The sequence below is a fragment of the Bacillus halotolerans genome (assembly GCF_004006435.1).
Classification (GTDB): domain Bacteria; phylum Bacillota; class Bacilli; order Bacillales; family Bacillaceae; genus Bacillus; species Bacillus halotolerans.
Genome location: NZ_CP029364.1, coordinates 1,066,627 through 1,092,135, shown reverse-complemented (window position 1 = coordinate 1,092,135; position 25,509 = coordinate 1,066,627). Strand labels below are relative to the sequence as shown.

Sequence of the window (25,509 nt, the reverse complement as noted above, 5' to 3'; positions counted from 1 at the left end):
GGCGCCACATGTTTCACGCCTCAATCTCTTCTACAATGGCAATGGGATAAAAAAAGGAGTGAATCGGCGTGCTTCAAGCAGAAAATATCAAAAAGGCATACGGAAAAAAAACAATTGTCAAAGGAATCTCTTTTTCCTTGAAAAAGGGTGAGTCGTTCGGACTGCTCGGACCGAACGGAGCGGGGAAGTCCACAACCATTTCTATGATTTCCGGACTTGTGCCGCTTGACGGAGGGGAGATTACAGTCGGCGGGTATGTCATCGGCAAAGACACGAACAAAGCCAAACAAAAAATCGGCATCGTCCCGCAGGAAATCGCCCTGTACCCGACACTGACGGCTCAAGAAAATCTCGTATTCTGGGGGAAAATGTATGGACTCACGCATGGAGAGGCCAAAAAAAGATCAGCAGAAGTCCTTGAATATGTAGGGCTTACTGAGCGGGCTAAAGATAAAATCGAAACATTCTCCGGCGGAATGAAACGGAGAATTAACATAGGCGCCGCCCTTATGCATAAGCCTGAGCTGCTTATCATGGATGAACCGACCGTCGGCATCGACCCTCAATCGAGAAATCATATTTTAGAAACAGTCAAACAGCTCAACGAAACAGGCATGACCGTGATCTATACGAGTCACTACATGGAAGAGGTCGAGTATTTATGTGACCGGATCGGCATTATTGATCAGGGAGAAATGATTGCGATCGGCACAAAAAACGACTTGTGCAGCCGTCTTGGAGGAGACACGATCATCCAGATGACTGTCAGCGGGGCAGATGAAGGATTTCTTTCAGCTATCCGCTCGCTTGCCCATGTGAATGATGTAACAGTGAATGAATCAGAGCTCAAAATTGAGGTTGCTGCGGCGCACCATGAGAAAGTAGTCACCAGCCTGCTCACGGAAGCCGCTGCCCATCAAATGAATCTCCTGTCTCTTCAGGTTCAGGAACCAAATCTGGAACGGCTGTTTCTGAATCTGACGGGCCGCACATTGCGGGATTAGGAGGGGCGGCGATGAAAAAAGCAATATGGATCGCATGGAAAGATGTCAAAATCAGAATCACGGATAAAAAAGGGTTTATGATGCTTATCCTAATGCCGCTGATTTTAACAGCCATATTAGGGGCCGCTCTTGGATCAATCCTTGGCGGAGGCAGCGAGATTGATGAAATCAAAGTCGGCTATGTCCAGTCTGATCAGTCAGGCGCGTCGAAGATGTTTAAAACAGATGTACTTGAAAAAATGAAGATGATCAAGGTCACAGAAGCAGGCAGTAAAAAGGAAATGAAAAAGCTGCTGGCGGAAAAGAAAATTGATGTCGGAATTGCCGTCCCGGCACATTGGGGATCCGGCAAGAAACCGGCCGCTGTCTATACTGGCACTGATCAGGAATTAAAAAGCTCTATCATAGAAACGGCTGCAGTGTCTTTTATAGACCAATACAAGGCGGTACGAGAAGCGGCATCCGCCTCGATGGAATATGTCACCAAGACGGAAGCTGTAAAACAAGGAAAGCTCAATCCTTCCCTCATAGCAGAAAATCTTGCTAAGATGCTTGAAAAAGAAGCGGGTGCCAGGCTTGCTGTTACGGAGAAATCAGTCGGCGCAAAAGAAGTTACCAGTTTTCAATACTATTCGGCGGCAATGCTTTGCATGTTTATGCTGTTTCATATGACGGTCGGCGCGAAATCATTTTTGCTGGAAAGGGAAACAGAAACCCTTGCCAGACTGCTGATGACGCCTGCACAAAAATACGCCATTCTCTTCGGGAAGTGGCTCGGAACCTATTTGTTTGCCATTATACAATTTTTCATTTTTATTATTGTGACCATCAATATATTTGATGTGGACTGGGGAGACAATCTCTTGTTTGTGTGCGTGCTGGGGCTTTCCTACGCAGCAGCTGTATCCGGCATTTCAATGCTTCTTGCTTCGTGCATCAGCGATATGAAGTCAGCAGATGTTTTAGGAGGTTTTGGAATTCAGGTGCTTGCCGTTCTTGGCGGTTCTATGCTTCCGTTTTATCAATTTCCGGATTTTCTGCAATCTGTTTCAAAGGCGGTGCCAAATCGATGGGCGCTCGAAGGCTTTCTTTCCTTAATGGAAGGGGGAGGCTGGGCTGAACTTCAAACGCCGGTCCTTCTTTTTGCGGCAACCGGTCTTTGTTCACTGGCTGTTGGCATCAGAAGGCTTCACACAAGATAAGGAGGTAAAACACGGTGAAAAAAATCATAGCCATTTGCGGCGTTGAGCTTTCTCTCATTTTTAAGAAGCCGCAGAACTATTTAATGATGTTCGCTGCCCCGCTGCTGCTGACCTTTGTATTCGGCGGTCTGCTCGGCGGAAATGATGATAAGGTGCGGCTTGCGATCGTCGATCAGGATGACACGCTTCTTTCACAGCATTATATCCGGGAGCTCAAGCAACATGATGATATGTATACATTTCAAACGATGACTAAAAGCAAAGCTTCAGAAAAACTGAAACAAAAGAAAATTGCCGGAGTCATCACCCTTTCCCGCACTTTCCAAGAGAAGCTGGAAAAAGGAGAGAAGCCGGAGCTGGTCTTCAGCCACGGTCCAGAGCTGACAGAAGCGCCAGTCGCTAAACAGTATGCCGAAAGCAAGCTGGCAAAGCTCAACATTCAGGTAACCGCGGCAAAAACAGCGGCCGAGGCGGCGGGGGAGAGCTGGAAATCGGCTTATAAAACGGTAATCGCCAAAGATCGTGGAGATAGCGCCCCAGCTGTAAAACGGGAATCTCTCAATGATAAAAAAGAAGGCAAGGGTGTAAGTGGCACAGCTTCACGAGCTGCAGGCTTTTCCATTCTGTTTGTGATGCTGACAATAATGGGGGCAGCCGGCACGATATTAGAAGCGCGAAAAAGCGGCGTCTGGCCGAGACTGCTCACCGCGTCTGTCAGCCGCGCGGAAATCGGAGCGGGGTATGTGCTGTCATTCTTTGTGATTGGCTGGATTCAATTTGGAATGCTGCTTCTCGCATCCCATTGGCTGTTCGGAATCAGATGGGGCAATCCGGCTGCGCTGATCGTGTTAGTATCCTTTTTTCTGTTAGCAGTCGTTGGCATCGGGCTGATGATTGCTGCTCATGTCAGAACGCCAGAACAGCAGCTTGCTTTCGGCAACTTGTTCGTTATTGCGACGTGTATGGTGAGCGGAATGTATTGGCCGATAGAAATTGAGCCGAAGCTGATGCAGTCCGTTGCTGACTTTCTCCCGCAAAAGTGGGCGATGAACGGACTGACAGAAATTATCGCTAACGGGGCAACCATCACGGATATACTCGGCATTTGCGGCATCTTGCTTGCTTTTGCCGCCATCACCTTCACAGCGGGGCTGAAAGCGCTCCGAACGTAAAAGCATCTGCCTCTGGGCAGATGCTTTTATCATTATATCGTGTGTTCTGTCAGGTTCAGTCTTTGTTCCAAGTGTTGTTTGCCGGACGGCCAGTCACCTTCGATTAAGGCCGCTCCTGGGTATTCTCTTGTATCATGGCTAAAATATGCTCCAGCCAGGATACGTAATTCTTTTCCCGTTCCAGCGCTTTTGTCAGTACCAGATAGTGGCCGAAATCCGGTGAAGAAAACGACATTGGCTCCGCTGAGGCCATTAGCTTTTCATAACTGCCTTGCAGATCAGCGAGCTTCTCCTTGCGCTTCAGCAGCTGGTCTGTAAACAAGTCGGCTGCCTCCTGGCGTGACAGAGAAGAAATGAAATAAGCCTTCAGCATAAATTCATCCTTCACTGTTTCCGGAATAGGGTGGTGGCGGGTCAGCCACACGTGAAGCTCCTGTTTTCCGCTGTCTGTCAGGGTATACATTTTTTTCTCAAGTTTTGTGCCCTGAATCGTTGTCCGGAATGTGATAAAGCCTTCATCTGTCAGCTTTTTGAGCTCTGGATAAATCTGGCTGTGCTTGGCGCTCCAAAACTGGCCGAGCTCCGCTTTGAAATAACTTGTAATATCATATCCGCTCAATTCGCCTTTTCGTAAAAGCCCTAATATGGCATATTTTAATACTCTCATGCTGTCCTCCGTGTCTATGGCTGTTTTTGCAAAAAAGAAACTTTTTAAATTCCCTGCCGCCGCAAAATCGTATCGTTCTTTTCTCTTATACCGGCAAAACAAATGTGAATTCTTATATAAAATAGTGAATGCCATCTATTCTCATGCCTAGCTTTCATCTGTTCCCTATATTATAGGAAAGGGAGACTGGGAACACAACCGCATGTCTCCTTACGCTTATAGTCCTTTCAAGTTTCTTTCGAGTGTATGGAAGACAACTTCCAATAGACAAATTTATGCTTTCAACAAAATAATAATGAAATTGAAGATTCTGATAAGTTTATATTTACCAAGTTTAAATTTAACTGTATAATCATTTTGGTAAATACATGATTGAGGAGAAACGGAAAATGAAAAGATTACTTATTGCATCAACTATTTGTCTATCAATGTTTTTGTCTATTCTAGCAGCTCCGCCTTCAAGTGCAAAGGCGGAAACAGCACATAACCCTGTTGTTCTTGTTCATGGGATTAGCGGTGCATCATACAATTTTTTTGCTATTAAAAATTACTTAATCTCTCAGGGCTGGCAAAGCAATAAACTGTATGCGATTGATTTTTATGATAAAACAGGGAATAACCTAAATAACGGCCCGCAGCTTGCAGCATATATTGATCGCGTTTTAAAAGAAACAGGAGCTAAAAAAGTAGATATTGTGGCTCATAGTATGGGAGGAGCCAACACGCTGTATGCTATAAAATATTTAGGCGGGGGCAATAAGATTCAAAATGTTGTCACGCTCGGAGGGGCTAATGGTTTAGTGTCATCTGTTGCGCTGCCGGGTACAGATCCTAATCAAAAGATCCTCTATACATCGATCTACAGTCTGAATGATGAAATTGTCATCAATAGCTTGTCTCGATTACAAGGAGCCAGAAACATCCAACTGTATGGCATTGGACATATTGGATTGCTTTCTAATAGCCAAGTCAACGCCTATATTAAAGAAGGATTGAATGGCGGAGGATTAAATACGAACTGATGCTTCAAAGATATGCGGCTATGTTAAAACCTGCTGTTTGGTTACAGCAGGTTTTTTGTTTTCTGACAGGTTGAAAAGAGCAGAAAGTCAGAATGAAAACTGGCCTTTTTTGTAAGTTCTAATACAGTTATTCAGCACTTCCCGAATGAATACTTCATATAACGGATAATCCTGCTCAAACACTTCTGCTGAAGCTTTTCGCAAATGCGGGAGCCGCCACCTTCATGACAAATGGTCCCTTCCGCAACGCCGGCTTTTTTGGTAATTTCACTAATGGATGCCGAGGCAAATCGCGGATTAGATTACTATCAAAAAGGCATTTTGTAATTTTGCGGAATCAAAAAAGAGAACAGGACACTGTTCCCGCGCCTCAAGCATAGCAGCCCGGCTGTACGGGTCAAATGGCTGAGGGCGGTATGCCAAAAAGTTATGGGTTTTTATGGGTCTTAGTCGTTCATGCATACTGAAAGATAAGAAATCAGGCACTTTTTTCAATTGAAGCAGGTGTGTTATGGTACAACCATCGATTTCTAAAAATTTGAAATAAAGGAGCGCTGTTATGCAAATCAAAGAAATTTTTGTGATCCGCTGCATTTCGTGCTTAAGTGTCGTTCTGCTCCATATCATTTCAATGGTCCTGATGCTTCAGGCGGAAGCACTTGCTGATATTTCTCACACGGTTGATTCTTTGCGCACACTCTTGATGTTCAGCACGCCTGCTTTCATTTTCATCTCTGAGTTTTTGCTGGCGCGTTCTTATCCTGACGGGGTGCCGGAGGGGTTTTTGAAGAAGAGAGGAAAAGTGATTTTTATTCCCTTTTTGTTTATTGCAGCCATTGATGCCTTGCTGATGGCCAGTGCAATGGGGGGAAAGCTGACTTTTCTGGCGTTTGTGCAGAAATATCTGGAAAACGTATTTTTAGGAAACTTTATCGGATATTTCATTCTTGTCATCTTCCAATTTTATATCCTGCACATGCTCTTTCATGAGTATTTGAAAAAAGCATCGCCAAAATGGGTGCTGTCTGTTTCGTTTGTGGTGACAGCCGCTTATTTGGGCTATTTCTCAGCAGTCAGTCCGGCACCCGCTTCTGAACAAGGCGGTTCATTTCCGTTCTTCTGGGTTCCATTTGCAGGATGGCTTTTCTACTTTTGTCTCGCTTATTACTGCGGAAAAGAGTACAAGCGGTTTTTAGCGCTGCTGAATCAATACCGCTGGGTGGTATACGGCGCTGCGGTCGGGTCCGCCGCGTTGGTTGTGGCTGTTTCTTATTTCGGAGAGGTCGGCATGATCAGCTCAAAGCGGCCTGACATCATGCTTTATTCAACAAGTATGATTTTCCTGTGCTTTCACCTGTTTTCTAACATAAAGCAGGTGCCGAAAATCATTATGTTTATCAGTAACTATTCCTTTTCGATTTATCTGCTGCACGCTTATTTTATGATCATTGGCTATGTTTTGCTGTTAAATATGCCAGACATTCCCGCCGTGCCGGCCGTTTTCTTGCTGTTTGCCGTCTGCACAGCGGGCCCGATCCTGACATCCTGGGCACTGAACAAGTTTAAATATGGATATTTGTTTGTAGGGAAAATCTATCAGCCGAAGAAGCGAAAAGTAAAAATGGAAGTGCGAGACCACGCAGGCTGAAAAATCACGGCAGGAGAAACGTTCCTGCCTTTTTTTACGCAAATTTATACATGAAAGAACAACTATTACACCATTTCCTTTAAAATAAAAGTGAATTTTCATATATGCCAATGAGCAGGATCAGCAGATGCCTGTTTATTGAAAGGAGAGCAAACCATGTCAACAGCCAATCTAAGCTATCCGATAGGAGAGTACAAACCTAGGAAATTCATATCAAACGAGCAGAAAGAAGAATGGATTCAAGTGCTGGAGGAAGTGCCGGCTAAGCTGAAGCAAGCCGTTGAGGGAATGACGGACAGCCAGCTTGATACACCGTACCGAGACGGCGGATGGACCGTCCAGGCAAGTTGTTCATCATCTGGCTGACAGTCATATGAATGGCTATATCCGTTTTAAATTAAGTTTGACAGAAGAGACGCCGGCCATCCGTCCGTATGATGAAAAAGCATGGTCGGAGCTTGAAGACTCCAAAACAGCGGAGCCGAGCGGTTCACTCGCGCTTTTGCAGGAGCTTCACGGAAGATGGACGGCTCTTCTCCGCACTCTGACGGATCAGCAATTTCAGCGCAGATTTTACCATCCCGATACAAAAGAGATCATTACCCTAGAGAACGCGCTCGGGCTGTATGTCTGGCACTCACATCACCATATCGCTCATATTACGGAGCTTTCCAAACGGATGGGGTGGTCTTAACGCTTTTGCCGGCGGAAAGCCGGGAGACTGATTGCTGCAATCACCAGCAGAGAAATCACAGCAGCCGCCGCATATAAATGATCATAGCCGCTGGCAACACTGGCATGAATGGCATCGCTTATCGCAGTTTTGACTTCAGGCACAGGAATGCGTTCGATCTGTTCTTGTAAAGAAGAAACATCTGAACTGTCGATCTCGGGAATCATCTGCATAGCCTTCCCTGACTGTCCGCTGTCCGATAAGCGGCTGCTGATTTCATCGCCGATTTGGTCAAACCCTGCTGTGATAAAACCTGCATAAAGAGTAGGCGCCAATGTCAGTCCGATTTGCCTTACTAATGAAAGCGTGCCGAGCGCCGTGCCCTTATTCGCTTTAGCTGCTTCTGATACAAGAACATTCAGCGGAGCGCCTAGCAGAAAGCCAAAACCGATGCCGGCCGCCACGCTTGCAATGACAAACTCCCATTTTTCCGTCACCCAAAGCGGAAATAAAGCAAATCCCGCACATGAAATAATTCCTGAAAGCACAACAGTTTTCACCGGTCCTTTTTTGTCGGTGAGCGCTCCGCCAAGCCAAGCGCCGATTCCGGAAGCTAAGGCAAGAGGTGTCATCCAATAGCCCGCTTTTGCGGCAGGAACGCCTAAATATTGCTCAACATATGACGGAATAAAAATAACCGCCGCCAAGAGGCCCCCGGATAATAAACCGATGATAAGCGTTCGCTGAAACATGTGATTCCGAAGTAAAGAATACGCCAGAATGGGATCGCCCCCGCGCATTTCCATCCGCTTCTCAAACCATACGAGCGCCGCAAAACAAAAAATACCGAAAACAATACATCCATAAACCTCAGGATCTCCCAGGCTTTTTAAGAGATTTGCCCCGTCAAGGTTTGTCATGCCGTACATTACAGCCAAAATTGACAAGGACAGAAGAAAAATTCCGGCCGTGTCGAGACGTTTGGCCTCCGGCGCTTTGGTTTCCACAATAAAAAATGCACCGAAAACAACCAGCAGCACTGCAATCGGCAGGTTAATCAAAAACAGCCAATGCCATGACCCGGTCCAATCAAGCAGAAAGCTTCCAATATTGGGTCCGAGCACAGCAGCCATCCCGTTCATCGCCCCTAGCAAACCAAGGGCCTTCCCTTGTTTTTCCTTTGGAAGTGTAGCAAGGACGTGAGAACTTCCGATGATGAAAATCCCGCCGCCTCCAAGCGCCTGAATCAGCCGTGAGATAAGAAAAAGCGGAAAGCTTTGGCTTAAAGCGACAAGCAAAGAACCAAGCCCGAAAAGGCCGACTTCAATAAGAAACAGCTTTTTTCTGCCGTAGCGGTCGGAAAGCTTTCCGACGATCGGCACACTGACGCTGAGACCGAGCGTATAAAGCGTAATGCCCCATGAACCCCAAGACGGAGAAACGGCAAACGATTCGTTTATCGTGGTCAGCGCAGCGGAGATGATCCCGTTATCCAGCGCAGCCATAAACACACCGATGGTAAACAGGCTGATCGCCCACTTTTGGCTTTTTTGATCTGCCAATGCCTTATGCATATTCATCACTCCTTTTACTTCACTCAGAATATATTATTCATTTAAAATGAACTAAATGTCAAATAAAAAAAGTCTGCCTCCGCAGTTTGCGTGAGGACAGACTTCGCTGACATTATTCTTTTTTAGCCTGCTCCAGCGCTCTGGAAAGAACAGAAAGCCCTTTGGAAACAGCTTGCTTTTCATCAGGAGACAGTATCTCCAAGGAACGCTTCAATTTCATATGGCCCTTTTGATAAAGTCCGCGAAAAATATTTTTCGCATTCTCCGTTAAATGAACAACCACTGAACGGCGGTCCTCTTCAGAGTGTGATCGTTTAACAAAGCCGGACTTCTCAAGGCGGTCAAGCAGCCCGGTTGTATTTGACAGGGAAGCCCCCATTTTCTCTGCAATTTCACTGACCTTCAGCGTTCCGTGATTGTTTAAAAGCATGAGCACTTTCATTTGCGGCATGCTCATATCCAGCTTCATCCACTCAGATACATCACCGAGCCCGGCAGATGTTAAGACTTTCATATAAAGCACCCAGATTTCCCGTTCCTCAGATGAAAGAATATTTTCGTTTAATACTGTTGTATCATGTAAGTTATATTCCATTTGATCACTTCCTCGTCATTCGCTCCTCTTACCATATTACTCGATTTTAACCGCTGAAAGAAAGTCAGCATAAACCGCAGATGAGACTTTGTCCGAAAAATAGCGGTAGTGTATAATGAGTTGGAGATTATTGGGGAAAGAAATATCGAATTGTATATGATTGGAGAGACCATTGCTGATTAAAAAGAATGCTTTATCAATTTTAAAAATCGTTTTTCCTGTTGCTGTTTTACTATTTGTGTTTTATCAGTCGAAAAAAGAATTGACAAACCTGTCATTCAAACGAACGCTTATGGTTATCAACGGGCTGGAACGCACGGACTTATTCATCCTTGTATTGATCGGCTTGCTGGCTGTTGCGGCTATGTCGCTGTATGATTACGTCCTGAAATACTCGCTGCGCCTTTCGATCACAAACGGAAAGGTATTCAGGGTTTCCTGGATCGCCAATTCATTTAATAATGTGCTCGGGTTCGGCGGTTTAGCCGGTGTCGGGTTAAGAATGATGTTCTATAAGGAGCATACGAAAGACCATAAGGCGCTCGTGAAAGGAATCGCCTGGCTAACGTCATCTATGCTGCTCGGGCTATCTGTTTTCAGCATTTTCGTCGCAGCGCGGGTGCTGCCAGTGGATGAAGTGATCCATGAAAAGCCTTGGCTGTGGGCAGTCGTTATCGGTTTCGCGCTGATTTTGCCGTTATCCTTGGCGGTGGCCAAAATAAAAGGCCGCAAAGCCGGAGACGAAGAAAATGAGGATAAAGTGAAAAATCCGATTTTCGCTTATATCGGCGCTTCCGTTGCCGAATGGCTCATGGCTGGAGTCGTCATCTATTTTGCTTTGTTCGCCATGGGCATTCATGCTGATATCCGGTATGTGTTCGGAGTGTTCGTCATTGCGGCGATCGGCGGGATGATCAGCCTCGTGCCGGGCGGTTTCGGCTCGTTCGACCTTTTGTTTTTGCTCGGTATGGAGCAGCTTGGCTATCATCAGGAAGCCATTGTTACGTCAATCGTTTTGTACAGGCTCGCCTATTCATTTATTCCATTTGTTTTGGGGCTGTTCTTTGCTGCCGGCGACCTGACCGAAAATACAATGAAACGGCTCGAAACGAACCCGCGAATTGCACCGGCTATCGAAACGACAAACGTGCTGCTTGTCGTACAGCGGGCCATGTTAGTGAGGATTTTGCAGGGATCGCTTTCACTTATTGTGTTCGTAGCCGGTCTCATTGTCCTTGCGTCGGTGTCACTGCCGATTGATAGGCTGACAGTCATTCCGCACATTCCCCGTCCGGTCCTTTTGCTGTTCAACGGGCTGTCCTTAAGCTCAGCGCTCATTTTGCTGATATTGCCGATCGAGCTTTATAAACGGACAAAACGGTCCTATACAATGGCAATTACAGCGCTTGTCGGCGGATTTGTTTTCAGCTTTTTAAAAGGGCTCAATATCAGTGCAATATTCATATTGCCGATTATCATCGTCTTGCTTGTGCTGCTGAAAAAACAATTTGTCAGAGAACAGGCTTCCTATACGCTAGGGCAAATGATTTTCGCTGCTGCCCTGTTTACTGTGGCGCTGTTTAACTATAACCTTATCGCAAGCTTCATCTGGGATCGGATGAAAAAGGTGCTGCGCCACGAATATTTCGTCCACAGCACTTCCCATATTACACATGCGACCATCATGGCAGTCATCGCCGTTCCGCTGTTCTTCTTTATTTTTACAGTGGTGTACCATAAGAAAACCAAACCAATTGGGGAAAAAGCTGATCCAGAACGTCTTGCTGCGTTTCTCAATGAAAAAGGCGGCAACGCGCTGAGCCATCTCGGCTTTCTCGAAGATAAGCGGTTTTATTTTTCAAGTGACGGAAATGCCCTGCTTCTGTTTGGAAAAATCGCCAGACGGCTGGTCGTGCTCGGCGATCCGTCAGGCCAAAGAGAATCGTTCCCGCTCGTGCTGGAAGAATTTCTGAACGAAGCGCATCAAAAGGGTTTCAGCGTTTTGTTTTATCAAATTGAACGAGAGGACATGGCGCTGTACCACGATTTTGGGTATAACTTTTTTAAACTTGGCGAGGAAGCCTATGTGGACTTAAACACGTTTACCATATCAGGGAAGAAAAAAGCCGGCCTGCGGGCAATCAATAACCGGTTTGAACGGGAGGAATATACTTTCCATGTAGATCATCCTCCATTTTCAGAAGCGTTTTTAGAAGAGCTTAAACAAATCTCCGATGAATGGCTCGGCTCGAAAAAGGAGAAGGGCTTTTCGCTCGGGTTCTTTGACCCGTCATATTTACAGAAAGCGCCGATCGCCTATATGAAAAATGCCGAAGGGGACATTGTCGCTTTCGCCAATATCATGCCGATGTATCAGGAAGGCGAAATCTCGGTCGATCTGATGCGCTATCGCAGCGACGCCCCGAACGGTATTATGGATGCCTTGTTCATCCGCATGTTTTTATGGGCGAAGGAGGAGGGGTGCACGTCATTTAACATGGGCATGGCGCCCTTGGCCAATGTCGGCACGGCCTTTACATCCTTCTGGTCAGAGCGCTTCGCGGCTGTCATTTTTAATAATGTTCGGTACATGTACAGCTTCAGCGGGCTCCGAGCATTTAAAGAAAAATACAAACCCGAATGGCGCGGAAAATACTTGGCGTATCGGAAAAACAGATCTCTTTCTGTCACCATGTTCCTCGTCACGCGTCTGATCGGCAAAAGCAAAAAAGACTCCGTCTAAACAGACGGAGTTCTTTTTTTATTTAGACTTTAAGAAATACGTTTCAATATCGTCAAGCAGATAGTTTGCGGCTTTTATTCCGCCTGCGGTTGTCCACACGACATCATCGACCTCATGGGCGTTCCCTGATTTCACAGCCTTGAGGTTTTTCCATAGTGAACTGCTCGTCCACTGATTGGCCCATTTCTCATTATCTTTTGCATTATCGGCTTTATAAGTGAAATAAAAAAGCACATCGCCATCCATATCAGGAATGGATTCTTTGCTGTCTGTTGAGAACGTGAATTGGTCCTTTTGTTTCTTGAATAGCTCAACTTGCTTTTCAGGACGTTTAAAACCAAGCTGGTCTAAAATAATGCCAGAGAATGAATCCTTATAATAGATTCTTGACTCGCCGGACAGAAAGCGTACAACAGACACGGTTTTGTTTGTCTGATCGCCAAGCTTATCTTTCATATCGGCAACGCGCTTATCAAAATCGGCAATGACTTCTTTGCCTTTGTCCGCCTTATTCACCGCGTCGGCATAAAGAGTCAGGTTATCCTTCCAGTTCCCGGCTAAAGATTCAGCAAAAACCGTCGGCGCAATCGCATTTAACTGATCATAAATCTTTTCTTGGCGCACTTTATTTCCAATAATCAAATCAGGCTTTAATTCCGCGATGGCTTCCACATTCGGTTCAGTTTCTAGCCCGACGTTTTTAACACCTTTCATATCGTCTTTCAGGTAGTCATACCACGGGTCGCCCTTCCATGACTTCACGGCCCCGACAGGTTTAATGCCAAGCGCTAAAAGCGCCTCTGTTCCTTCATTTGTTAAGACGACAATCCGTTTTGGATGGGCTGGAATGTTGTCTGATGTACCCATCGCATGTTTAACCGTTCTTGTTTTGCTGCTTGACCCCTCGCTGTTACTTGAACTTTCTGAACTATTACAGGCAGAAAGCACCATAACGGCCATAAGTAATACAAATAGCATGCTGATATGCTTTTTCATCTTTTTCCTCCCAATATTGAAATTCATTATCATTTAGATCATAATAAGCAGTGGTGAGAGTGTCAATCATTAATTGAGGATGATTCTCAAAAACAACCAATTTACTGCAGTCATGATGAAGAATGTTACATAGTAAATCACTAGGAGAATTGGATGATGATCTTCAAAAAGGCTTATTCGAAATGGATTTTGTTATTATGTCTGCTTTTCGTTTTGCTGGCGGCTGTCTGCGCAAGTGTCATATACGGCTATACCGGTACGTCATGGGGACAGGTCTATCAAGCGTTTACATCTTTTAACGGATCAAATGAGCAAGTCATCATTAAAGACGTCAGGCTCCCGCGCGCCTTGGTTGCCACGGTCGTCGGCGCTTCCCTTGCGGCTGCCGGCGCTCTGATGCAGGCGCTGACAAAAAACCCGCTAGCATCACCAGGGATTTTCGGAATCAACGCAGGGGCCGGCTTTTTTATTGTTGCCGGATCATTTTTTCTGCATATTCAATCACCCCAAGCGCTTGTATGGAGCTCGTTTCTCGGTGCTTCCTTTACCGCCGCGATTGTCTATGCCGCAGGTTCGCTTGGAAGGGAAGGGCTCACGCCGATCAAATTGACGCTGGCTGGAGCAGCCATGGCGGCAATGTTTTCTTCGCTGACACAAGGCATGCTTTCCGTCAATGAACTCGAGCTGGCTCAGGTGCTATTTTGGCTGACGGGCTCTGTGCAGGGCAGGAGTCTCGATTTGCTGATGACAATGCTTCCATATGCCGCGGCGGCGCTTTTGATCAGCTGTTTCCTCGGCCGAAAAATTAATCTTCTTGTCATGGGAGAAGATGTTGCCAAAGGACTTGGTCAAAAAACGGGACTGCTGAAATTCGCTATGGCACTATGCATTGTCCTGCTTGCCGGTTCGGCTGTCGCCATTGCCGGGCCGATTTCCTTTATCGGCATCATCATCCCGCACTTTGCCCGCTTTATCATCGGCAATGATTATCGCTGGGTTCTGCCGTTTTCCGCTGTGTTGGGTGCGATTTTACTTGTTGCCGCGGACATCGGGGCACGATATATCATTATGCCTCAGGAAGTTCCTGTCGGGGTTATGACGGCGATTATCGGCATGCCAGTGTTTGTTTACATCGCAAGAAGGGGGGCGAATCTATGAAACTTCGTTTTGGCATTACAGCGGCTGAAAAGAAAGCATGGATTGTCTTTTTTGTTTTACTCGGTTTAACAGCGGCTGTGTTCATCATAAGCGCCGGTCTCGGACAGCGGTTCATTCCTCCTTGGGATGTGGCCAAAACATTTTTCGGTGCAGGTTCAAAGCTCGATGAAATGATGGTGATGTCGTTCCGCATGCCAAGAATTTTGACAGCTGTATGCGCCGGCGTTTGCTTGGCTGCGGCAGGCGCAATTTTGCAGGGGCTGGTCAGAAACCCTCTCGCATCCCCGGATATTATCGGAATCACGGGCGGAGCGGCTGTGGCTGTGGTGCTTGTCATGATGTTCTTCTCAGACCGAAGCGATTCACTGACGATCAGTCTGTCATGGCTTCCGGCTGCCGCATTTATCGGGGCATCAGTTGTTGGACTTATCGTTTATTTACTCGCATACAAAAATGGCGCCTCCACGTTTCGGCTGGTGCTGATCGGAATCGGATTTTCAATGTCTGCACAAGCGATGACCACATTGCTCATGATCAAAGGACCGATCTACAGGGCGTCCCAAGCCAATGTATATATAACAGGTTCAGTCTACGGATCTAACTGGCAGCATGTAAAAATAGCCGTGTTGCTGTCTGTCATTCTCTTATTCATTTGTTTTATCTGTCTTAAAAATATGAATATACAGATGCTCGGTGAAGATATTGCGGCAGGCGCGGGAAGCTCCGTGCAAAGAAACCGGTTCTTCCTCCTGCTGCTGAGTACGGCTCTTACGGGCTGTGCGGTTTCGGTTGCCGGAACGATTGGTTTTGTCGGTCTGATGGCGCCGCACATCGCAAGGCGTCTCGTCGGCTCGTCTTACGGTGCGCTGCTCCCGGCATCTGCACTGATCGGGGCTCTGCTCGTATTAGGAGCAGACATCATCGGCAGAACCTTATTTGCCCCGGTCGAAGTTCCGGCAGGCGTTTTTACAGCGGCGATCGGCGCCCCCTATTTTATTTATTTGCTCTATAAAACAAGAAATTCCTGATTGTAAGAACCCATTTTCTCTGCAAAGAAAATGGGTTTTTGGTATTGACAGAAAATTCCCTCTAATATTTTGTTATACTGACAGAGACATTGATGTAGAAAGGATGGCAGGCGAATGAAAGCAGAGGTATTAAAATATGAAGCATTTACGGAAAATCCCGGCAAAGGAAACCCCGCGGGAGTGGTATTGCACGGGGACCATTATACAGAAGAAGAAATGCAGAGAATAGCTGAAATCGCAGGATATTCAGAAACCTCCTTTATTCGGAACAGCGAGGCGGCTGATCTTGAACTCCGTTACTTCACTCCTGGACACGAAATGAATTTATGCGGACATGCGACGGTCGCTTCCCTATACGCATTATGTGAAAAAGGAAGGCTGGAGATTGGTAAAACGTACAGCATCCAGACAAAAGCCGGTATCTTGCCAGCAAACATTTCTGAAAAAGAGGGGCGCATCCATATCACACTTGAACAGGCTGCTCCGAAATTCAAACCATTTACGGGCGACCGGGAAAGGCTCGCGGACGCATTGGGAATTACGGCGGAGGACTTTCATGAGGACCTTCCAATTGTTTTTGGCAGTACAGGCATATGGACTGCAATCGTTCCGCTCAAATCATTAGAAGCCTCTAAAAAAATGGTGCCGAATAACAAACAATTTCCGGATGTTCTAGTTGATCTGCCAAAAGCCTCAGTGCATCCGTTTACCTTTGAAACGATTCACTCTGACAGCGACCTGCACGGGCGCCACTTTTCGTCGCCGTATTCAGGAACAATAGAAGATCCCGTGACTGGCACAGCATCCGGTGTGATGGGAGCTTACATGCAGCAATACGGCCGGTCCGGGCAGCGTACATTCATCATTGAACAAGGACAGGAGATGGGGAAAGACGGAAGAGTGGAAATTGAAATAAATGGAGATAACGATCACATCAAAGTGAACATGACAGGGACTGCCGTTTACTCAGAAACTCGGATTCTTGAAATCTAATATGGCTGACGGTTTACAAAAAGCTGCACTTTCCGTTATGATTATGATTGATAATCATTTTCAATTGGATAGAAAGGGTGAAGCGGTATGCCTCAAGCCGAACAGATAAATCAAGATTCAGCACTGCGGGATATCATACGCAGCAGAAGATCAATCCGTAAATTTAAACAAGATCCCGTACCTCCGGCTGTCATCCTTGACATGCTAGAAACGGCAAAATATGCGCCAAATCACAGAGTGACGGAGCCTTGGAGATTTATTTACGTTTCCAGTGAAACAGGAAAAGCAAGCTTGATTAAAACCTTTGCTTCATTTTCTAAAAAATCAAAGCCGGACATGACGGAAGAAAAACTCCAAAACTTCAAAAAGACACTCAGCCGTGTGCCGGGATTTCTGCTCGTTGTATTTAAGGAAGATGAGAACGAAAGAGCAAGAGATGATGATTTTGCGGCAACCAGCTCATTGATTCAAAACCTCCAGCTTCTTGCCTGGGAAAAAGGAATTGGCATGGTTTGGAAAAGCGGAAAGATCCTCTATGATAAAGACGTGCATCAAGCCTTCGGTTTACAGGATAACGAGCGCTTCGCCGCGATCATACAAACAGGCTATCCTGATGAAATGCCGGAAGTGAAAAAACGCACACCGATAAAGGAACGGTTCACCGAGCTGTAAAAAACCCCCTGTCTCAAGCAGAGACAAGGGGTTTTTCATTAACGTTTTTTGCTTTTCGCTCTGCTGTCGGCCGCTTTCGCGCGCTCCTGCGCTTTGCGGTCATCCGCATCAGCGAGTTCGCTTGAATATTCCTCGTAAACGCCGTCAGTTTCTCGTTTTAACGCATCGGGAACCTGAGGAAGTTTTTGTTTGTTTTTATCACGGTTTTTGTGGATATGATTTCTGCCCATATCAAATTCCCCCTAAAAAGTGATATCAAACAAACATAGTATCTGCTTTCTGGCGCTATGTATCCCTACTTCCGCTTAGCAGCTTTTTCCGCCTTTTTAAATTCACTCGAATAAAGAACTTCCTGCATTTTCTTCAGGTTGGCTCCTTGCTGGTGCTTCTCCCTCTTCTTTTCCATAAAAGGACCTCCTTCAACCATGTTATTCTTAAGGTTGACGCTTCCTTCCGTTTTTATACAGCCTTTTGGTCCGTCAGCAGCTGCGAGAGGGCGAATTCAAGGTCTGAATATGTAAAACGGAATCCGGACGTAATTGCTTTTTTAGGCAGAGCGCGCTGTCCTTTCACAATAAGCAGGCTCATTTCCCCCAATGCTTTTGATAAAAAGAATGCTGGAACGGGGAGCCAGTGGGGACGGTGTTTCACCCGTGCAATCGTTTTTCCGAACTGCTTCATTTCAACCGGATTAGGCGCTGTCACATTAACAGGACCTGAGATGCTGTCGTTTTCGATTGCATATGCAATCAGCTGGGCGGCGTCCTCCACGTGAATCCAGGACAGCCACTGATTGCCCGTCCCGATCGTTCCGCCGGCCAGCAGTTTATATGGCAGAACCATCAGCGGGAGAGCGCCTTTTTCTCCGAGCATCACGCCAAATCTCGCGTAAACCGTTCGAATGCCCATCATTTCTATATTTTGCCCTTCCCGTTCCCACATATGTGCAGTGTGGCTGAGAAAATCCTCGTCCGACGTGGGAGAGTCTTCTGTAAAGGTTTTTTCAAGGCTAGTGCCGTAAATGCCCACTGCACTGGCTTGAATAAGCGCCTTCGGTTTTTCCGCCTGTTTATGAATAAGCCGCCGTACTTCCCGGGTTGCATCGATCCGGCTGGAGAGAATTTGCTGCTTCGTTTTTTCATTCCAGCGGCCAAAAATCGATTTTCCCGCAAGATTTACCCAAACATCAATATGAGGAAGTTCTTGTTCAGGCGCAGCTTCTTCAGTCAGCCATTGGACATAACTGATATTTTTTTGTTCAGTTTTTGGCGCGTTTCTTGATAAAATATAAACATGATGTCCCTGGCGGGTGAGGACGCCAGTCAGATGCGTACCGAGAAAACCCGTTCCGCCCGTCATTGCAATATTCATAAACATCTCTCCTCATCGTTCTGATAACTATACTTTACCTCATTTTGATCATAGAAAACGCGTTTGAGACCGGAGAAGGGAGATTAAGATGCCATTTATTACAAAGATTTCAGCGCAAAAAAAGAATACGGAACGCTTTAATATTTTTCTGGATGAAAAATATGCTTTCAGTGTTGACGCAGATGTGCTCGTGAAATTTGAGCTTAAAAAGGGAAAAGAGCTTGATGACCTCGAGATCATTGAGATTCAATACGGAGATGAAGTGAAAAAAGGCTTCAACCGTGCGATTGATTTTTTATCCTATCGAATGCGGTCAATGAAAGAGGTAGAAGACCATTTAAAGAAAAAAGATACCTCGGCGCCCGTCATTGCGGAAGTGATTCATAAGCTGAACGATTACAACTATTTAAATGACCAAGAGTTTGCGGCGGCCTATGTGAGCACCCACAAAAAAACAAACGGAAAAGGGCCTGACGTTTTGTTCAGAGAGCTGAAAGCGAAGGGGATTGATGACGACACCATCAAAGATACGCTGAGTTCTTTCTCCTTTGAAGAACAGACGGAAAAAGCAGTTAAGCATATCGAAAAGCTTCTGAAGAAAGACAAGAAACTCTCTTCAAAAGAAATCAAACAGCGAGCACAGATGCAGCTGCAGCGCAAAGGCTTCTCATTTGATGTCATCTCTGCGGCGCTGGAGCAGATTGAATACGAAAATGATGAAGACACTGAAAAAGAAGCGCTGCGTCTTCATGCGGAAAAAGCGTTTAGAAAATACCGTTATGACGGCTCCTATGAAAGTGCCATGAAGGTCAAACAATTTTTATTCAGAAAAGGATTCTCACTCGATTTAATCGAGCAATTTCTGCAGGAAGAGGAGTAGCTGAAAATGGAGAAACGATACAGTCAAATGACAACGCACGAACTCAATACAGAAATCGCAGGACTCTCTGAAAAAGCAAGAAAAGCGGAACAGCTTGGAATCATAAATGAACTGGCAGTGCTCGAACGGAAAATTGCCATGGCAAAGGCATACTTGCTGAACCCGGAGGACTTCACGCCGGGAGAAACGTATGTTGTGGACGGCTCTGAGGACGAGTTTCGCATTAACTATTTAAATGGCGTTTTCGCTTGGGGATACAGAACATCGGCTCCCGATCAAGAAGAAGCGCTTCCAATCTCAGTATTACAGCAAAAGAAGCAGGGATAACCGAGAGGCTGAATATCAGCCTCTTTTTTATTTGAGCACACTCAAGGCGATTTTTAGAGAAAAAATGATTGAATTCACCCTGGATTTCTTTTAAGATGGAACTCGTTGTTTTTTCACATTAAAGGAGGCGATGACGTTGAGTATGAAAAATCCATCAGTAAAATTAATTATTTTTGTTCTAATGATCTGCACGTTTTCAATTGGATACACAGAATATGCGGTGATGGGTATTTTGACGTCGATTGCCGATGACTTTCATATACATGTTTCCTCTGCGGGACTCCTTGTCACCGCTTATGCGGCAAGCGTCTGTGTGACAGGCCCGCTCGTCACGATTGTTTCTGTTAAGCTCCCGAGAAAGCCGGTGCTTCTTGGATTGATGGGGATTTTCATCCTTTCCAACCTGATGAGCGCACTGGCACCGAATTTTGCGGTATTGGCGGTCTCAAGAATTTTATCTGCTTCCATTCACGGCGCTTTCTTTGCGATTGCGATGGTATTCGCTAGTGAAATGGTGCCGCCGGAAAAACGCGCCGCAGCCGCTGCGTCTATGAACGGCGGTTTAACAGTGGCTTTGATGCTGGGTGTTCCATTCGGTTCCTACTTGGGTGATGTCCTAAACTGGAGAGTCGTGTTTTCCATCATTACGGTGCTTGGAGTGATCGGATTTGTAGGCCTGATGGCTACCGTGCCGAACAGAAAACCAAAAGTCATCCCGATGCTCATGAATGAGTGGGGAGTATTTAAACACAAACAGGTGCTGTATTCCTTTGCGATTACAATTTTAGGCTATTCAGGCGTATTTATCGCGTATACGTTTATCGAACCGATTTTAAGAAATTCAGCAGGTTTCAGCACAGTCGGCATTACAGGTGCCCTCTTCGCCTATGGGTTGGGAGGGGTTGCGGGAAATTTCTTTGTGGGAAAAGTGCCGCTTCCTCTGCTGACCCGGACCATGATTGGCGTCATGATCGGTTTGATCGGCGTACTTGCGGTATTTCCGTACATCGCCGTTTATCCGGCCGCAGCCATTGTCGCGACTTTCTTATTTGGAGCTTGCGCATTCGGCACACCGCCTCTTTTGCAAACAAAGGTGCTTTCTTCATCTGAGAACGGCACAACGATCGCCGCAGCTGTGAGCGTGTCTGCATTTAACCTGGCTAATGCGCTCGGTGCTTGGATCGGCGGCATCATTTTAAGCGGAACCGGCTCTTATTCCTGGCTGTTTGCGGGAGGAGCGCTGATGACCGCGTGCGGACTGGTGCTCTCAACATTTGCGCATCTGTCTGAAAAGAAAAGCGTCTATGAGTATCAAGTCAATAAAGGCTAAAAAACAGCTGCACATGTGCAGCTGTTCTTCTTTTATCGTTTGCCGGAGGCTCTCATTTTTTCCTGAGGATGCTGGTTGATTGACCCGTCAGGACGCTTTGAAGCATAGTCGTCCTTTGCTCTCGGTTCACCTTGAAACTTGTTTTCGTTTTCGTAAGGAAATCCTTTTTCTTTATTGCGGACCATGTCATATCCCCCTAGGTTCGAGATCAAAAAGTTGCGTCTTGCCAGATGAAGACGTAAGGTTAGTATATGGAGAACATGAAGTTTTAAAGCGTAATTTTTTTCCTGAAGGAAAGGAGACCACCAAATGAATACGTATATTGAGAAACTGACAAATCTGCTTCTGGAAAAAAACGATATGATCAGCTACATTCAGGCGAAAACATGGGTGGAATTGTTATGGAGCGACTTTGAAGCAACCTATGCAAAAGCCGGACACGCCTACCAAGGCGAAAAAATGACCGAAAAAATCGTCACACAGTGGATTGAGAACTATGGCGGCCAGCTCCACCTTTTCCAAAGCGGCCGTGAAGACGTGAATGATTACTTAAACCAAAGCAGAGGGCTTTTACATTAACACAGCCTGCCGGCAAAGTACGGCAGGCTGTTTTTTACACATTTGTATTAAGTACATCACTCATCACCATTCTAAGCATAAAACCAAGAAAAGCAGTATATGCAATCAGCTGCAGATAGGACAGAGGAAGCATGGATTGATGAATAAGAACAACACCTATAAGCAAAATAACAATCATCACCCAATGTGATATATAGCCCGCGAAATGAGCATTTGAGCGGGTGCGTTGGTCATTCTGAAAGTGTACGTTTCCCCAGAGTTTATTTCTATGAATATGTGCGGCAGAATAAAGAACTCGTGCAGTTCCGATGACTGCTAACAGAAGTGTTAAAGTTGAAGGTGAATGCCAATAAAGGACATACAATAAAATGGGAAGCAAAGTTTGCAAAAACAATCCAGTACGATACGTCATGTTCATATTATTTGTCTCCTTCTATCCAGAATAATTGATCTAATGAGCACTCTAATACTGAAGATAATTTAATTGCAGTGCCTATCGAGGGTTCATATCTTTGTTTTTCAATTGCAATGACCGTCTGTCTTGTCACTTGAATGTTTTCTGCCAGCTGATCCTGTGTCCATCCTTTAGCTTTTCTGTATTCTTTTACACAATTACGAACCCCGTGCTTCATCTTATTTGATCCTCTCTCATTATGTAACGTATACCTTACATAATGTATCATACAAAGATTAGAATGTAATGTACACCTTACAAACCTTAAAATTTCCTTAACTGTTAGAAAAAATAAACAAAAAGTGTTTCATCCTCCAGGCAATCAGGGAATACCTCTTATATCTTGTCAAAATCCGAGGAGGAGCTATGTATGAAAAAGAAACAAGTATTGCTCGCTTTAACTGCCGCCGCAGGACTGAGTTTCACAGCATTTAGCACTGCTCCCGCAGCAAAAGCTGCAACCCTTCAGACCATAAATGTCTCTATGCCATCATCAGATTCTTATATGATTAAAGCAGGAAAACTGAATGTCCGGGCTGAGCCAAAACAAAAAAGCGCGATTCTCGGCACAGTATCATCTGAACAGAAAGTCACTGTAAAGGGATTTGCTAATGCTGATTGGGCTCAAATTGAATTCAAAGGAAAAAAAGGATATATTTCAACACACTTCTTAATGAAAACCGCAAGTCAAGCAAAAACAGCAAAACAGACTGCCTTCTATTCTCCAACACCGGAAAATGGAAAAGCCAAGCAGCTTTCCTCGGGGACAGAAGTCACTTTGCTCGGCTGGGGATTCAGTGAAAACGGAGGATTTGATTTCAGCTGGGCATTCGTTGATCACGGCGGGATAAAAGGCTATATTCCGACAAAGGATTTACAAATACGCTAAATAGACAGGCCCATGCTTGTCTTTTTGTCAGGATATTGAAACATTTCTTCTTTCTGAACGTAACAATGAGAGAGGAGATGATCAGATGGCATGTTTAGTCGGCGGAGGGCTCATGATGATTGCAGGTCTTTTTATCAAATTGTTCCCTCCAAAGTCCATTAACAGTATATATGGATTCAGAACGAGACGCTCAATGTCAGATCAAAAGTTATGGAATGAAGCCAACCGTTACAGTGCGGCGCTCATGATCCTGTCAGGTTTGATTGTCTTGGGGGCCGGGGTGCTCCTGAGATCAAGCTTTATCATCCTTCAGCTGATCTTGCTTGTTGCTGCTTGTATCATCACTTTTATACTGACAGAGAAAAGGCTGAAACATATGACGCAAAGTCAAGGAGGAGATTTAAGTGGAAGGAGTTAACAGCCAGTTTGTCAAAACAAATGGAGTCACACTCCACGTTGCTTCTGCAGGACCGGAGGACGGCCCGCTTATCGTCCTGCTCCATGGATTTCCTGAGTTTTGGTATGGCTGGAAAAACCAAATCAAACCGCTTGCGGACGCGGGGTACCGGGTGATTGCTCCTGATCAGCGAGGTTACAATCTCAGTGACAAACCGGAAGGAATTGAGGCATATCGGATTGATACATTAAGAGATGATATCATTGGGCTTATTTCGCAATTCACTGATCAAAAAGCAATCGTGATCGGTCATGACTGGGGAGGAGCAGTAGCCTGGCACTTGGCATCAACACGTCCGGAATATCTTGAAAAGCTTATCGCCATTAACATACCGCATCCGCACGTCATGAAAACCGTAACGCCAGTCTACCCTCCGCAATGGCTGAAAAGCTCATACATTGCCTTCTTCCAGCTGCCGGACAAACCGGAGGCCGCGTTAACAGAAAACGACTATGAGAAATTAGATAAAGCCATCGGGCTATCTGGTCGGCCGGAGCTTTTTTCTTCTGAGGATATCAATAAGTACAAAGAAGCGTGGAAGCAGCCTGGCGCCCTGACGTCAATGCTGAACTGGTACAGGGCCCTCAGAAAAGGCAGCCTTGCAGAAAATTCCCGCGAATGCCATACAGCCCCTTACCGGATGATCTGGGGAATGGAAGACCGCTTTTTAAGCAGAAAGCTTGCAAAAGAAACAGCAAGACGCTGTCCAAACGGGCATTTAATATTTGTGGATGAAGCGTCCCATTGGATCAGCCACGAAAAGCCGGCCATCGTGAATCAGCTTATTTTAGAATATCTTGAAAACCAATAAGTCAGATTTTCTTTGCACCGTCTGTCGAAATGGCAGACTTTTTCTATGCTTTTTTTTCATACTCTATTTTAAACCTGACAAAATAACATTACATATACTCAAATGTCATACCAAAAATGTAACAAAAAACAGGTTTAAACGACTTTAAAAAAAGGAATAGCCTTATTGAAGATTTGTGTACAATTCCCCTAAGGCAATACTTAAAAAGAATAAAAAAAAGAAGGTGCCTTAATGAAGCAAGGATTAATCTCGATTATTATCCCGTCTTACAATGAAGGTTATAATGTCAAACTCATTCATGAATCTTTAAAAAAGGAATTCAAAAACATTCATTATGATTATGAAATATTCTTCATTAACGACGGAAGTATTGATGACACGCTTCAGCAGATCAAAGACCTGGCATCCAAATGCAGCCGAGTGAAATACATATCATTTTCGCGAAACTTTGGAAAAGAAGCCGCGATCTTGGCCGGATTTGAACATGTTCAAGGCGAGGCAGTTGTCGTGATGGACGCCGATTTGCAGCATCCGACCTATTTGCTGAAGGACTTTATCAAAGGCTACGAGGAAGGCTATGATCAAGTCATTGCCCAGAGGAACAGAAAAGGGGATAACCCCGTGCGTTCGCTTCTTTCGTCCCTTTACTACAAGTTCATTAATAAAGCGGTGGAAGTTGATTTGCGTGACGGTGTCGGAGACTTTCGTCTGTTAAGCCGCCAAGCTGTGGATGCACTTTTGAAATTGAGCGAAGGCAACCGCTTTTCAAAAGGCCTGTTTTGCTGGATCGGCTTCGAACAGAAAATTGTTTTTTACGAAAATGTCGAAAGAAAAAACGGCACATCCAAATGGTCATTCAGCAGCCTTTTTAATTACGGAATGGACGGCGTTGTCTCCTTTAACCATAAACCGCTGAGAATATGCTTTTACACCGGCATTTTTGTATTGCTGCTCTCTCTTATTTATATCATAGCCACGTTCGTCAAAATTCTTACAAACGGTATTTCTGTACCCGGATATTTCACAATTATATCTGCGGTCTTATTCCTTGGCGGGGTTCAGCTGTTAAGCCTTGGCATCATAGGAGAATACATCGGCAGAATCTATTACGAAACAAAAAAACGTCCGCATTATTTGATCAAAGAAGCAAATATCCCGAGCAAAGATCTGCCTGAAACGAACGAATTGAAAAACATGCGGCGCCTGACCAAACTGCACTGAAATGAATCAATTGCCATTGGCAGTGCTTTTTTGCATGCTTACA

28 protein-coding genes and 1 pseudogene are annotated in these 25,509 nt (G+C 45.4%); 19 read left to right on the top strand and 10 right to left on the bottom strand.

The features are described 5' to 3' along the window. Positions 1–68 precede the first annotated feature (68 nt). From DIC78_RS05595 to DIC78_RS05585, 3 genes are read left to right on the top strand one after another with little or no spacing between them, the layout of a single operon-like run. A complete protein-coding gene (locus tag DIC78_RS05595; protein WP_127695660.1) occupies positions 69–1,004 on the top strand; it encodes an ABC transporter ATP-binding protein in 936 nt (311 codons plus the stop codon). A gap of 11 nt (positions 1,005–1,015) precedes the next feature. Continuing rightward, positions 1,016–2,206 (top strand): ABC transporter permease, encoded by a 1,191-nt coding sequence (locus DIC78_RS05590; RefSeq protein WP_127695658.1) that lies wholly within the window; start codon positions 1,016–1,018, stop codon positions 2,204–2,206. A gap of 14 nt (positions 2,207–2,220) precedes the next feature. Continuing rightward, on the top strand, positions 2,221–3,378 hold the full coding sequence (locus DIC78_RS05585) for a linearmycin resistance permease LnrN (protein ID WP_127695656.1): 1,158 nt from the start codon (positions 2,221–2,223) through the stop codon (positions 3,376–3,378). Between the two features lie 103 nt (positions 3,379–3,481). Here the strand turns inward: DIC78_RS05585 and DIC78_RS05580 are convergent, their stop codons facing one another. Beyond that, positions 3,482–4,045, bottom strand: coding sequence for a PadR family transcriptional regulator (locus DIC78_RS05580; protein ID WP_095714600.1), 564 nt, complete (start codon positions 4,043–4,045; stop codon positions 3,482–3,484). A 389-nt stretch (positions 4,046–4,434) separates the two neighbouring features. Here DIC78_RS05580 and DIC78_RS05575 point away from each other — a divergent pair, with 389 nt between their 5' ends. The 3 genes and pseudogenes from DIC78_RS05575 (at position 4,435) to bstA (ending at position 7,409) form a co-directional block, all read left to right on the top strand. After that, positions 4,435–5,067 (top strand): esterase EstB, encoded by a 633-nt coding sequence (locus tag DIC78_RS05575; protein WP_127695654.1) that lies wholly within the window; start codon positions 4,435–4,437, stop codon positions 5,065–5,067. A gap of 559 nt (positions 5,068–5,626) precedes the next feature. Further along, on the top strand, positions 5,627–6,715 hold the full coding sequence (locus DIC78_RS05565; protein WP_095714817.1) for an acyltransferase family protein: 1,089 nt from the start codon (positions 5,627–5,629) through the stop codon (positions 6,713–6,715). A 156-nt stretch (positions 6,716–6,871) separates the two neighbouring features. After that, positions 6,872–7,409: pseudogene (bstA, locus tag DIC78_RS05560) on the top strand (bacillithiol transferase BstA). On the opposite strand, the gene DIC78_RS05555 reads toward bstA, so the two are convergent. Together DIC78_RS05555 and DIC78_RS05550 are read right to left on the bottom strand one after the other, a co-directional pair. After that, the gene (locus tag DIC78_RS05555; RefSeq protein ID WP_106021594.1) at positions 7,406–8,962 is read right to left on the bottom strand and encodes an MFS transporter; all 1,557 of its coding nucleotides are present in this window, start codon (positions 8,960–8,962) and stop codon (positions 7,406–7,408) included. The pseudogene bstA and the gene DIC78_RS05555 sit on opposite strands and share 4 nt — an antisense overlap. 112 nt (positions 8,963–9,074) lie before the next feature. Further along, positions 9,075–9,557 carry a MarR family transcriptional regulator gene (locus tag DIC78_RS05550; RefSeq protein WP_024120638.1) on the bottom strand — a complete coding sequence of 161 codons (483 nt, stop codon included), beginning with the start codon at positions 9,555–9,557 and terminating at the stop codon, positions 9,075–9,077. A 172-nt stretch (positions 9,558–9,729) separates the two neighbouring features. Between DIC78_RS05550 and mprF the strand changes: the two genes are divergently transcribed. Then, positions 9,730–12,300 (top strand): bifunctional lysylphosphatidylglycerol flippase/synthetase MprF, encoded by a 2,571-nt coding sequence (mprF, locus tag DIC78_RS05545; RefSeq protein WP_106021592.1) that lies wholly within the window; start codon positions 9,730–9,732, stop codon positions 12,298–12,300. 18 nt (positions 12,301–12,318) lie between these two features. Here the strand turns inward: mprF and DIC78_RS05540 are convergent, their stop codons facing one another. Then, positions 12,319–13,296, bottom strand: coding sequence for an ABC transporter substrate-binding protein (locus DIC78_RS05540; RefSeq protein ID WP_024120640.1), 978 nt, complete (start codon positions 13,294–13,296; stop codon positions 12,319–12,321). Positions 13,297–13,452: 156 nt separating this feature from the next. Between DIC78_RS05540 and DIC78_RS05535 the strand changes: the two genes are divergently transcribed. From DIC78_RS05535 to DIC78_RS05520, 4 genes are all read left to right on the top strand, one after another. Beyond that, on the top strand, positions 13,453–14,454 hold the full coding sequence (locus DIC78_RS05535) for a FecCD family ABC transporter permease (protein WP_095714809.1): 1,002 nt from the start codon (positions 13,453–13,455) through the stop codon (positions 14,452–14,454). Then, the gene (locus tag DIC78_RS05530; RefSeq protein WP_024120642.1) at positions 14,451–15,482 is read left to right on the top strand and encodes a FecCD family ABC transporter permease; all 1,032 of its coding nucleotides are present in this window, start codon (positions 14,451–14,453) and stop codon (positions 15,480–15,482) included. Before DIC78_RS05535 ends, DIC78_RS05530 begins: the two co-directional genes overlap by 4 nt. Positions 15,483–15,596: 114 nt before the next feature. Next, on the top strand, positions 15,597–16,475 hold the full coding sequence (locus DIC78_RS05525; protein WP_106021590.1) for a PhzF family phenazine biosynthesis isomerase: 879 nt from the start codon (positions 15,597–15,599) through the stop codon (positions 16,473–16,475). Between the two features lie 87 nt (positions 16,476–16,562). Further along, a complete protein-coding gene (locus tag DIC78_RS05520) occupies positions 16,563–17,147 on the top strand; it encodes a nitroreductase family protein (protein WP_106021589.1) in 585 nt (194 codons plus the stop codon). Positions 17,148–17,185: 38 nt separating this feature from the next. On the opposite strand, the gene DIC78_RS05515 is transcribed toward DIC78_RS05520, so the two are convergent. The 3 genes from DIC78_RS05515 to DIC78_RS05505 form a co-directional block, all read right to left on the bottom strand. Next, positions 17,186–17,377, bottom strand: a complete 192-nt coding sequence (locus DIC78_RS05515; RefSeq protein WP_106021588.1) for a YfhD family protein — start codon at positions 17,375–17,377, stop codon at positions 17,186–17,188. Between the two features lie 65 nt (positions 17,378–17,442). Continuing rightward, positions 17,443–17,553, bottom strand: a complete 111-nt coding sequence (locus tag DIC78_RS05510) for a YfhE family protein (RefSeq protein ID WP_010333447.1) — start codon at positions 17,551–17,553, stop codon at positions 17,443–17,445. 53 nt (positions 17,554–17,606) lie between these two features. Next, on the bottom strand, positions 17,607–18,518 hold the full coding sequence (locus DIC78_RS05505) for a TIGR01777 family oxidoreductase (protein ID WP_106021587.1): 912 nt from the start codon (positions 18,516–18,518) through the stop codon (positions 17,607–17,609). 88 nt (positions 18,519–18,606) lie between these two features. Between DIC78_RS05505 and recX the strand changes: the two genes are divergently transcribed. The 3 genes from recX to DIC78_RS05490 all read left to right on the top strand — a co-directional run bounded on the left by recX (position 18,607) and on the right by DIC78_RS05490 (position 21,055). Further along, positions 18,607–19,398: a recombination regulator RecX gene (gene recX, locus DIC78_RS05500; protein WP_106021586.1), complete on the top strand. Its 792-nt coding sequence runs from the start codon at positions 18,607–18,609 to the stop codon at positions 19,396–19,398. 6 nt (positions 19,399–19,404) lie between these two features. Next, a complete protein-coding gene (locus DIC78_RS05495; protein WP_106021585.1) occupies positions 19,405–19,725 on the top strand; it encodes a YfhH family protein in 321 nt (106 codons plus the stop codon). Positions 19,726–19,861: 136 nt separating this feature from the next. Continuing rightward, positions 19,862–21,055: an MFS transporter gene (locus DIC78_RS05490; protein ID WP_127695652.1), complete on the top strand. Its 1,194-nt coding sequence runs from the start codon at positions 19,862–19,864 to the stop codon at positions 21,053–21,055. A gap of 32 nt (positions 21,056–21,087) precedes the next feature. On the opposite strand, the gene DIC78_RS05485 is transcribed toward DIC78_RS05490, so the two are convergent. Next, the gene (locus DIC78_RS05485; RefSeq protein ID WP_010333452.1) at positions 21,088–21,240 is read right to left on the bottom strand and encodes a small, acid-soluble spore protein K; all 153 of its coding nucleotides are present in this window, start codon (positions 21,238–21,240) and stop codon (positions 21,088–21,090) included. A gap of 124 nt (positions 21,241–21,364) precedes the next feature. Between DIC78_RS05485 and DIC78_RS05480 the strand changes: the two genes are divergently transcribed. Continuing rightward, on the top strand, positions 21,365–21,634 hold the full coding sequence (locus DIC78_RS05480; RefSeq protein WP_024120650.1) for a YfhJ family protein: 270 nt from the start codon (positions 21,365–21,367) through the stop codon (positions 21,632–21,634). Between the two features lie 34 nt (positions 21,635–21,668). On the opposite strand, the gene DIC78_RS05475 is transcribed toward DIC78_RS05480, so the two are convergent. Then, the gene (locus tag DIC78_RS05475; protein ID WP_044163733.1) at positions 21,669–22,052 is read right to left on the bottom strand and encodes a hypothetical protein; all 384 of its coding nucleotides are present in this window, start codon (positions 22,050–22,052) and stop codon (positions 21,669–21,671) included. A gap of 1 nt (position 22,053) precedes the next feature. Beyond that, entirely contained in the window at positions 22,054–22,266 is a 213-nt protein-coding gene (locus tag DIC78_RS05470) for a helix-turn-helix transcriptional regulator (protein ID WP_010333455.1), read from the bottom strand. 192 nt (positions 22,267–22,458) lie between these two features. On the opposite strand from DIC78_RS05470, the gene DIC78_RS05465 reads away from it, so the two are divergent. From DIC78_RS05465 to DIC78_RS05450, 4 genes are all read left to right on the top strand, one after another. After that, positions 22,459–22,977 carry an SH3 domain-containing protein gene (locus tag DIC78_RS05465; protein ID WP_024120652.1) on the top strand — a complete coding sequence of 173 codons (519 nt, stop codon included), beginning with the start codon at positions 22,459–22,461 and terminating at the stop codon, positions 22,975–22,977. An 85-nt stretch (positions 22,978–23,062) separates the two neighbouring features. Then, a complete protein-coding gene (locus DIC78_RS05460) occupies positions 23,063–23,395 on the top strand; it encodes an SdpI family protein (protein WP_127695650.1) in 333 nt (110 codons plus the stop codon). Then, entirely contained in the window at positions 23,382–24,245 is an 864-nt protein-coding gene (locus DIC78_RS05455; protein WP_127695648.1) for an alpha/beta fold hydrolase, read from the top strand. Before DIC78_RS05460 ends, DIC78_RS05455 begins: the two co-directional genes overlap by 14 nt. A gap of 231 nt (positions 24,246–24,476) precedes the next feature. Further along, entirely contained in the window at positions 24,477–25,466 is a 990-nt protein-coding gene (locus DIC78_RS05450) for a glycosyltransferase family 2 protein (RefSeq protein ID WP_010333459.1), read from the top strand. Positions 25,467–25,509: the final 43 nt, after the last annotated feature.